General features: G+C 73.4%; 6 protein-coding genes and 1 riboswitch. Of the genes, 2 read left to right on the top strand and 4 right to left on the bottom strand.

All coding sequences use genetic code 11. The features are described from left to right. Positions 1-145: 145 nt before the first annotated feature. From ribA to ribD, 3 genes are read right to left on the bottom strand one after another with little or no spacing between them, the layout of a single operon-like run. Entirely contained in the window at positions 146-1,534 is a 1,389-nt protein-coding gene (gene ribA, locus HIR71_RS08190; RefSeq protein ID WP_169324562.1) for a GTP cyclohydrolase II, read from the bottom strand. Beyond that, a complete protein-coding gene (locus HIR71_RS08185) occupies positions 1,531-2,157 on the bottom strand; it encodes a riboflavin synthase (RefSeq protein ID WP_169324561.1) in 627 nt (208 codons plus the stop codon). Before HIR71_RS08185 ends, ribA begins: the two co-directional genes overlap by 4 nt. Further along, positions 2,157-3,293, bottom strand: coding sequence for a bifunctional diaminohydroxyphosphoribosylaminopyrimidine deaminase/5-amino-6-(5-phosphoribosylamino)uracil reductase RibD (gene ribD, locus HIR71_RS08180; protein ID WP_396031226.1), 1,137 nt, complete (start codon positions 3,291-3,293; stop codon positions 2,157-2,159). Before ribD ends, HIR71_RS08185 begins: the two co-directional genes overlap by 1 nt. Before the next feature lie 104 nt (positions 3,294-3,397). Next, positions 3,398-3,538, bottom strand: a riboswitch (FMN riboswitch). A gap of 201 nt (positions 3,539-3,739) precedes the next feature. Between ribD and HIR71_RS08175 the strand changes: the two genes are divergently transcribed. Together HIR71_RS08175 and HIR71_RS08170 are read left to right on the top strand one after the other, a co-directional pair. Further along, positions 3,740-4,333: a DUF6318 family protein gene (locus HIR71_RS08175; protein ID WP_249051694.1), complete on the top strand. Its 594-nt coding sequence runs from the start codon at positions 3,740-3,742 to the stop codon at positions 4,331-4,333. 248 nt (positions 4,334-4,581) lie between these two features. Further along, on the top strand, positions 4,582-5,220 hold the full coding sequence (locus HIR71_RS08170) for a hypothetical protein (protein WP_169324559.1): 639 nt from the start codon (positions 4,582-4,584) through the stop codon (positions 5,218-5,220). A gap of 269 nt (positions 5,221-5,489) precedes the next feature. On the opposite strand, the gene rpe is transcribed toward HIR71_RS08170, so the two are convergent. Further along, the gene (rpe, locus tag HIR71_RS08165) at positions 5,490-6,170 is read right to left on the bottom strand and encodes a ribulose-phosphate 3-epimerase (RefSeq protein WP_169324558.1); all 681 of its coding nucleotides are present in this window, start codon (positions 6,168-6,170) and stop codon (positions 5,490-5,492) included. Positions 6,171-6,214 lie beyond the last annotated feature (44 nt).

The raw sequence follows: 6,214 nt of genomic DNA, 5'->3' as shown, positions 1-6,214 counted from the left end.
TCCTCGCCCGCGCCTGGCTCTACGTCATCTGGCACTGCTGGCAAGACGGCACCGCCTACGACCCCGACCGACACAACGCCCTGCAACGACTCCTCACCAACCAACACCACACCACCGAAACGGCGGCGGCTTGACACAGGGCTTCTCATGCGGTGGCCTCCTCGGAGATGATGGGGCTGGCTGGCCCACGACGGGTGTGCTCGGGTGCGTCGAGCGGCACAGGGATCGGGTGGGTGAGCAGATGGCCCATCTCGACCGCCTTGGTGCGGAGGTACGCCGAGTTCTCCGGTGTGTGCCCGACCTCCAGGCCGACCATGTCGGTCACCTCGAGGCCGTGCGCGCGGAGCCCGACCACCTTGGCCGGGTTGTTCGTCAGCAGGCGGAGCCGCCCGATGCCGAGGTCCGCGAGGATCGCCGCCGCGGCGCCGTACTCGCGCCGGTCCGCGGGCCAGCCGAGGTCGATGTTCGCCTGCACCGTGTCGCGCCCGGCGTCCTGCAGGCCGTACGCCTCGATCTTCGACAGCAGCCCGATCCCTCGCCCCTCGTGCCCCCGCAGGTAGACGACGACACCTCCCTCCTCGGCGGTCCGCTCGAGGGCCGCGTCGAGCTGCGGCCCGCAGTCGCACCGCAGGGAGCCGAACGCGTCCCCGGTCAGGCACTCGGAGTGCACGCGGACGAGCGGCTCGCCCCCCAGGTGGTGGACCGAGACGAGCGCGACGTGGTCTGCGCCCGACCGCAGGTCGCGGTAGGCGTGCACGCGGAACGACCCGTGCCGCGTGGGCAGCGCCGCGGCCGCGCCTGTGTGCACCCGCTCGACAGCCGCGCTGCGAGCGGCGGCCTCGTCGTCGGGCACGACGCCGTCGGCCACGTCGTCGTGCCGACGGCGCCACGCGATGAGGTCGGCGATCGTGAGGAGCACCAGGTCGTCCCGGCGGGCGAGCTCGGCCGCCTGGTCGAGCCGCATCATCGTGCCGTCGTCGTTCACCAGCTCGGCGATGGCGCCGACCGGCGGCAGGCCGGCGAGCCGGCACAGGTCGACGGCGGCCTCCGTGTGGCCCGAACGGTGCAGGACGCCGCCCGGCACGGCGCGCAGCGGCAGCACGTGACCCGGCCGGATGAGGTCGACCGGTCCGGCTCCGGGGTCGGCGAGGACCTGGAGCGTGCGGGCGCGGTCCGCCGCCGAGATGCCCGTCGTGACACCACGGGCCGCGTCGACCGTCACCGTGTACGCCGTGCGCCGGGGGTCCTGGCTGTGCGGCACCATGAGCGGCAGCTCGAGCGCGTCGGCGCGCTCCGACGTCATGGGTGCGCACAGGTAGCCGGACGAGTGCCGGATGGTCCACGCGACCCACTCGGAGGTCGCGGACGAGGCCGCGAGCACGACGTCGGCCTCGTTCTCGCGGTCAGGCGAGTCGGCGACCAGCACGGGACGTCCCGCACGCAGCGCCTCGAGCGCGTCGGCGACCGTGCCCAGGCGGATCGCAGTGCCCGACCCGGCGCTGCCGCTCGTGGTGGCCGTGCCGTCGGCGGTCATCGCTCCCCCGCCCGACCGACGGTGAGCAACCGCTCGACGTACTTCGCGATCACGTCGACCTCGAGGTTGACCGGGTCGCCCACCGCCAGGGCGCCCAGCGTCGTCGCCTCGAGCGTCGTGGGGATGAGGCTGACGCCGAAGCGGTCCGGACCGACCTCCGTGACCGTCAGGGACACGCCGCTGACGGCGATCGACCCCTTCTCGGCGACGTAGCCGGCGAGCTCGGCCGGCAGCTCGACGACGAGATCGTCCCAGCGCGGTCCCGGCGTCCGGCTCAGCAGGCGTCCGACGCCGTCGACGTGCCCCTGGACGACGTGCCCTCCCAGCCGGCCGTCCGCCCGCACGGCACGCTCGAGGTTGACCGGGCTGCCGGCGTCGAGCGATCCGAGGGAGGTCCGCCGCAAGGACTCGGGCATGACGTCCGCCGTGAACGTGTGGCCGTCGAGCTCGGCGACCGTGAGGCAGACACCCGAGACCGCGATCGAGTCCCCGGGTGCGGCGTCGGAGGTGACCAACGGGCCGCGGATGGTGAGGCGTGCGTCCGCGTCCTCGGCGGCGCCTGCCCCCCGCCTGAGGTCGAGCGCGACGACGGCGCCCAGCTCCTCGACGATGCCGGTGAACATCAGCGGTCCTCCTCGGAGGGTGTGGTGAGGGAGGGGGTGGTGACGGCGGGAGTCGCCACGATCAGGACGTCCGGCCCCAGGGGAACCGGTTCGCGCGGCACCAGGCGGACGGCGTCGGAGATCGACGCCGCGCCGAAGTCCGCCACGGCGGAGCGCCCCGCGCCGAGGAGCACGGGCGCGACGTAGGCGTGCACCTCGTCGACCGCGCCCGCACGCAGGAACGCCGCCGCGAGCGTGGGCCCGCCCTCGACCAGCAGGTGCCGGACCTCCCGCGCGTGCAGCGCGGCGAGGACCTCCGTGACGTCGTGCGTGCGCAGGTGCACGAGCTCGCCACCCGGGCCGTGCAGGCGGGCGCCGGCCGGGACGTCCCGGACGCCGACGACGACGCGCAGCGGCTGGTGCCTGGTGAGCTCGCCCGAGGCGGTGCGCGAGGTGAGCGAAGGGTCGTCGACGAGCACGGTGCCGGTGCCGACCGCGATGGCGTCGACCTGCGAGCGGAACTGGTGCGCGTGGTGGCGGGCAACGTCGGAGGTGACCCACCGGCTGGACCCGTCGGCGGCCGCGACCCGACCGTCGAGGCTCGTCGCGAGCTTGAGGGTGACGAACGGGCGGGCGCGGTCGACCGCGGAGAGCCAGGTCCGGAGCAGGGCGGTCCCCTGCTCCCCGCGCAGACCGACGGCGACGTCGATCCCCGCCGTGCGCAGGCGGTCGGCACCGCCGGCTGCCGCCGGGTTCGGGTCGGCGACGGCGATCACGACCCGCCCGACCCCCGCCTCGACGAGCGCTTCCGCGCACGGACCGGTGCGACCGGTGTGGGCGCACGGCTCCAGGGTGACGACCGCGGTGGCGCCGTGGACGTCGTGGCCCGCGGCGCGTGCAGCGGCGAGCGCTGCTACCTCCGCGTGGGGCGTGCCGGCTCCCTCGTGCCAGCCCTCCGCCAGGACGAACCTGGCGTCGCCCGCCGTGGCGGTCGCGGCGGGCGCGGCGAGCAGGACGCAGCCCACCCGCGGGTTGGGACCGTAGGCAGGGCCACGCAGCGCCAGCTCGAGGGCGCGGTCCATGGCGGAGCGCTCGTCGAGGAGACGCGGAGCGCCACGCGTGCCCGCGCTCTGGTGCTGGGTTCCTGACCCGGCCATGCCGCCCCTCTCCCGTGCCGTCATCGGCTCCGGGGGGTTCGGCGACGGGGGACTCCGCGGAGCCCGCGACACCACGGCACGACCGGCCGGGGCCGGGCACACCGCCACGTACTTCCTCCCATCCGGACTTTCACCGTCGGTCCTGGAGTTCCACCAGGTCAACCGCGTCGGCCCCGTGAGGGGCGTCGTGCGGGTCGCGGACTGTCACCGCCGGCTCGGAATTGCACCGACCCCGGAGCACGTGTGTGTTCTGCCCACGATCATGCCACAGGGGGCATCGCGTGCCGACAGTCGTCTGTCCGGTGCGCTCGGGCCATTCCTGGCAGCTCGGCCGGGACCGTCCACAGCCCGGCTGGTTTGTCGGAAATGCGTGGCCGATTGCCTGTACGTTCCCCCTGACAGACAGCCACGGTTGGCCGGGCACAGGCGGAGCAGGGGGCGGCGTGATGCGGGTGCGGGGCTGGAAGGTCGTGGCTGGGCTCGTGGTGGGCGCGATGATGTTCGCCGGGTGCACGGCCGCGTCGGACGCGAGCCCGCCGCCGACGCCCACGAGCACGAGGGGGTCGTCGCCCGAGCCCAGCCCGAGCCCGACGCCGAGCGAGCCGACCGTCGCGAAGCCCGAGCGCCCGGCCGAGATGGATCGCACCGACGAGGTCGGCGCGGCGGCCGCCGCCGAGTACTTCCTGAGCCTGTACGCGTACGTGATGCAGACCGGCGACTTCGCCGAGTGGGACGCGATGTCGACCGAGTTGTGCGGGTTCTGCGCGAAGACCCGGGCGTCGGCAGAAGAGCTTGCAGCGATGGGTAGCCGGTACCACGGTGGGGAGATCAAGGTCGACGAAACAACTGTCGGCGCGTTCGATGAACTCTTTTCTGCCTACCCGGTCAGAACCGTCGTCACGCAATCCGACGCTCGTACGGTATCGGGCACTGGGCAGACGGAGGCTGAAAACCCAGGGCGTCGCGGCGACGTCCTCGTGGAGGTGACCACGCGACCGCAGGGTTGGGGCGTTCTCTCAGTTGTCAGCGAAGCGCGATGATCACTCCTCGCGCCATGGCGGTCGTCGTGGGGCTCCTGCCAATGATCCAGATTTCTGCACCGTGGCAGACAGGCGGGCCCATCGAGAACGATCTTTGGTTGAACACCGACCGCGACGCCGTCACGGTCGAGGGCCGAACGAGTGCACAGGAAGCCCCAGTTCGATCGGCAGCCCTGAGCGAAAACGAATACCGTCGCGTGCCGTTACGAGCGTGCGCTCGTCTCAATAGCGCCGCGATCGATGGCGCGATGGCGCAGTTGTGCGCGGACTTCCGGGACGCCGGTGGGGTGGAGGCGCCGTGCCCGGACGGAGGGACTCGCACCGATCCGGTGCTGCGCCGCACCGTGGACCCGGCCAGCGCGACCGGGTTCACCCCGTGGAACCTGGTCGACGTCGGCGGGTGCACGACCCCGGTGGACCTCGGCCCGGCCGTGGCGGCGGAGTTCCAGCGGCTGCCGCTGACGCCCTCGACCCTGTCCGTGCAGCCGCCGAACGGGTGGACGCTGGTGAACATCGACACCCTGGCCTACACCGACGACGCGACCCAGACCCTGACCGCGACCGTGCTGGGCACCCCGGTGCTGATCCGCGCCACCCCGGCCCGGTTCGCCTGGGACTTCGGCGACGGCACCGACCCGCTGGTCGGCACCGACCCCGGCCGGCCCTACCCGGACGCCACCATCGGGCACACCTACCGGACCGCAGGCACCCGGCAGATCACCCTGACCACCACCTGGACCGCCGACTACCAGGTCACCGGCACCCAGGTCACCGGCACCGGCGGCTGGACCCCGGTCACCGGCACCGCCACCACGACCACCACCAGCCCCCCGCTGACCGTGCACACCGCTCGCGCACGCCTCGTCGCCGACCCCGTACCGAACTGACCCCCACCCGCAGGCCGACGAGCGGGACGAACCCCGACTCAGCCGGCGGACGCCCCCGTCGATGCCCGGTTGAGGGAGGAAAGTGTCACCGGACGCACGAGAACGGCCCCTCAACCGCGAGACAGGACCCGCGCGCACCCCCGGACACCGTGAGCGCCGGCACCCGTCGGCCAGGAGCCCGGTCGACCACCACCGCGCACGACTTGTCAGGCCTACCGCGCACGCCAGCACGCGCCACGCCTGACACGATCGGCTACCGGAGCGCCTCGTCAGTGCGCGTGACCGCCCGCGCGGGCTGCGGCGTCGGCCATCGCACGGAGCACGCCGATCTCCGCCGCGACGTCGTCGGCCCCGTACACGGCGGAGCCCGCCACGAAGACGTTGGCGCCCGCGTCGGCCGCGCGCTCGATCGTCGTCCGCGAGACGCCGCCGTCGACCTGGAGCCAGACGTCCAGGTCAGCCGCACCGATGGCCTCGCGCGCCCGCCGGATCTTCGGCAGCGTCCCCTCGATGAACGACTGCCCCCCGAATCCCGGCTCGACGGTCATCACGAGCACCATGTCGACCTCGGACAGCAGGTCGAGGAACGGCTCCACGGGCGTCGCGGGCCGCAGCGCCACGCCCGCCCGCGCGCCGAGCAGGCGCAGCTCGCGCGCGAGCCGCACGGGTGCCCGGGCGGCCTCGGCGTGAAAGGTGACCGATGCCGCCCCCGCCTCGGCGTACCCCGGGGCCCACCGGTCCGGGTCCTCGATCATCAGGTGCACGTCGAGCGGGATCCGGGACGCCTTCACCAGCCGCTCGACCACCGGCAGCCCGATCGTCAGGTTCGGCACGAAGTGGTTGTCCATGACGTCGACGTGCGCGTAGTCCGCGCCGGCGATCGCCCCGAGGTCGCGCTCAAGGTTCGCGAAGTCGGCGGACAGGATGCTCGGGTTGATCAGTGCGCCCATGGCCCCACCGTAGCGGCGCGCCCCTTGCGTGCCTGAGTCCGCCC

Source organism: Cellulomonas fimi (genome assembly GCF_012952065.1).
Lineage (GTDB): Bacteria > Actinomycetota > Actinomycetes > Actinomycetales > Cellulomonadaceae > Pengzhenrongella > Pengzhenrongella fimi_A.
Note: the sequence above shows the minus strand (reverse complement) of the source record. Positions and strands in the feature narration are given on the sequence as shown.

Excerpts from the sequence above, each read along its gene's own strand:
- rpe (WP_169324558.1), bottom strand. The coding sequence starts at position 6,170 with ATGGGCGCACTGATCAACCCGAGCATCCTGTCCGCCGACTTCGCGAAC.
- HIR71_RS08170 (WP_169324559.1), top strand. The coding sequence starts at position 4,582 with ATGGCGCAGTTGTGCGCGGACTTCCGGGACGCCGGTGGGGTGGAGGCG.
- ribA (WP_169324562.1), bottom strand. The coding sequence starts at position 1,534 with ATGACCGCCGACGGCACGGCCACCACGAGCGGCAGCGCCGGGTCGGGC.
- ribD (WP_396031226.1), bottom strand. The coding sequence starts at position 3,293 with ATGGCCGGGTCAGGAACCCAGCACCAGAGCGCGGGCACGCGTGGCGCT.
- HIR71_RS08175 (WP_249051694.1), top strand. The coding sequence starts at position 3,740 with ATGCGGGTGCGGGGCTGGAAGGTCGTGGCTGGGCTCGTGGTGGGCGCG.
- HIR71_RS08185 (WP_169324561.1), bottom strand. The coding sequence starts at position 2,157 with ATGTTCACCGGCATCGTCGAGGAGCTGGGCGCCGTCGTCGCGCTCGAC.